This is a genomic window from Falsiroseomonas oryzae, from assembly GCF_027856955.1.
Classification (GTDB): Bacteria; Pseudomonadota; Alphaproteobacteria; order Acetobacterales; family Acetobacteraceae; genus Falsiroseomonas; species Falsiroseomonas oryzae.
The window spans coordinates 1-2,544 of sequence record NZ_JAPSMD010000608.1 but is presented as its reverse complement, the minus strand read 5'-3'; the positions used below and the strand labels follow the sequence as shown (position 1 = coordinate 2,544).

3 protein-coding genes are annotated in these 2,544 nt (G+C 74.1%); 1 reads left to right on the top strand and 2 read right to left on the bottom strand.

What is annotated here, in order from left to right; genetic code table 11:
- Positions 1-518, top strand: a 518-nt coding sequence (locus tag OZN99_RS29550) for a Bug family tripartite tricarboxylate transporter substrate binding protein (RefSeq protein ID WP_270938791.1), incomplete at its 5' end; no start/stop codon positions are given.
- 316 nt (positions 519-834) lie between these two features.
- Here OZN99_RS29550 and OZN99_RS29545 read toward each other — a convergent pair.
- Both OZN99_RS29545 and OZN99_RS29540 read right to left on the bottom strand, forming a co-directional pair.
- Positions 835-1,728, bottom strand: a complete 894-nt coding sequence (locus OZN99_RS29545; RefSeq protein ID WP_333779785.1) for a transglutaminase family protein — start codon at positions 1,726-1,728, stop codon at positions 835-837.
- Positions 1,725-2,544, bottom strand: an 820-nt coding sequence (locus OZN99_RS29540; protein WP_270938790.1) for an alpha-E domain-containing protein, incomplete at its 5' end; no start/stop codon positions are given. The genes OZN99_RS29545 and OZN99_RS29540, both read right to left, overlap by 4 nt.

The following is a 2,544-nucleotide window of genomic DNA, read 5'->3' as shown; positions in this document are numbered from 1 at the left end:
AGCCGCTGCAGACCGGCAGCGCCGCGCTGGCCGGCTGGCAGCCCGCGCACCAGATCATGAAGGAGGCGCTGGGCCTCACGCTGGAACACGTGCCGTATCGCAGCGGGCCGCAGGGCCAGACGGACCTCATCGCCGGCCGGCTCGACTTCATGGTCAGCAACGTGCTGGAGGTGGCGGAGCATGTGCGCGGCGGACGCCTGCGCGCGCTGGCCGTCACCAGCCCGACGCGCAGCCCGCTGCTGCCGGAGGTGCCGAGCTTCGCGGAACTCGGCGTGCCGGCGCTGCAGGCCGACAGCTGGTTCGGTGTGATCGCGCCGCGCGCCGCGCCGCCGGCGGCGCTGGACCGGCTGCACGCCGCCTTCGCGCAGGTGGCGGCGATGCCGGAGGTGGCGCCGAAGCTGCGCGACCTCGGCCTGATCCCGGCGCCCATGACGCGGGCGGAGTGGGGCACCTTCTACCTGGCCCAGGTGGAGCAGTGGTCGGCGGTGCCGCGGCGGGCGAACATCCGCATCGAATAGGCGGCGGCGACTTTACCGCTTTGGCGCTTTGCCGCTTTGGCGCGTTACGCCGGCGCTGGTCTGCAATGGCTTCGGACAAATTCGGCAGTCTGGCCCGCGAGGGCCGCTCGATGGTGCCGATCTGGTCGGGGCGGTCGCGCCCCCACCCCGACCCTCCCCCGCAAGACGGGGGAGGGCGATGAAGGATTTCGCGGCGTGGATCGGATGGACGGCTTCAAGGAGCGACGTCGTCCAGCCGCAGCCAAGGACGACATTCCTATACTGAAAACCGCAGGCCGCACGCACGTCCAGCGGAATCCGCGGCCGGCCGCGACGGTCAGGCCTCCACCAGGTCCACGCTGACCTCCAGCGTCTGCTTGCCGCCACCCAGCAGGATGCCCTGCACCGGGCTGATGTCGGCATAGTCGCGGCCCCAGCCCAGCAGCACATGCTCGTCGCGCACCACCAGGTCGTTGGTGGGATCGAGGTCCACCCAACCCGCACCCGGGCCGAGCCAGCAGCCCACCCAGGCATGGCTCTGGTCCGCGCCCTGGCGGCGCTTCTGGCCGGGCGGCGGGCGGGTGCGGACGTAGCCCGAGCAATAGCGCGCCGGCAGGCCGAGCGCGCGCAGGCCCGCGATCATCAGATGCGCGAAGTCCTGGCAGACGCCGGCGCGCCCCGCCAGCACCTGGGAGACCGGCGTGGCGATCGTCGTCACGCCCGGCTTGAAGGCGAAGTCTCGCTTGATGCGGGCGGTCAGTTCCAGCAGACCGGCCAGCACCGGGCGCCCCGGCGGAAAGCTGCCCGCGGCATAGGCGCCGGCGCCGGGATCGGCCGGGGCCTGAGCGCTGGGCAGGGCGAATTCCGTGGCCTCGAACCCGTCCGGCCGGCCGGTGGCGTCGCGCACGGCCTCCCACGGCATGCTCGTGTCGGGCGGGGGCGGCGGCGCGAAGCCGACCTCCACCACCGCCTCCAGCACCACCTCCAGGCTGGCATGCGGCGCCTCGATGGACAGCCAGGACACGCCGTTGCCGAAATGGTCGGAGCCTTCGGTGCGGTGCGCCGGCGCCGGCGTGACCTCCAGCGACATGGCATCCACCGACTGCCCGGGCAGCACGCGCGGCGTCAGGTGCAGCAGGTGCGCGGCCAGGTCCACCGGCGTGGCGTAGCGATAGAGCGTGGCGTGGCGCAGCGCGTAGCGGGTCATGCGCGGGGTCAGCGGATGGGTCACTCCCCCGCCTCCGGCTCGGCCTCGCCCAGCACGCGGGCGCGCACATGGGAGACGTAGCGCCGCGCGACGGCGTCCGACAGCGCGCCGATCTCGTCCTCCAGCGCGAAGAGCGCGTCGGGCAGCTCGGCGGCCGCGGCATCGCGGTCGGGCGCCAGCAGCACCTCGTCCACCAGGGCCTGGGGCCGGGCGGCCAGCACGGCGGCGGTGGCGGCCAGCCGGTCCTCCGCCTCCCCGATCTCCGCCAGGCGCTCCGCCACGGCGGCCAGCTGGAAGCCCAAAGCACGCGGGTTGGACGGGTCGGCCAGTACCAGGTCCAGCACCGGCGCGGGCTGCACAGCGCCCAGGTAGCGCGCGCGGTAGGTGAGCGTGGAATCGCAGAGCTCCAGTGCCAGGCGCAGCCCGGCCTCGATGCGGCCCGGCGGCTCGCTCAGCGCCTGGCCGACATTGCGGGCAATCGCCTGGGCGCGCTCCACCCGCCGGCCGAGGTCGAGGAACATCCAGGCGCCGCCGCGCACCATGTTCTCCGCCGCCAGGCCCGAGAGGTTGGTGCAGGCGCGGATGATCGCGGTGGAGGCCTCGGCCAGCGCATCCAGCCCGATGCTGGATGCCGCCAGCTTGGCGCGGCCTTCCTGGCCCAGCTGGGCCAGCGCCGCCCACATGTCGTGCGTCAGCCGGTCGCGCACCGCGGCCTGCGGGCGCTCCACCGCGTCGAACAGCGCATGCAGCGCGCCGCCCGGCGCGGCCGCGGCGACGATGGCGCGCGGCAGCAGGCCGCCATCTGGCGGGCTGGCGGCGGATTGCGCATCCAGCAGGCCG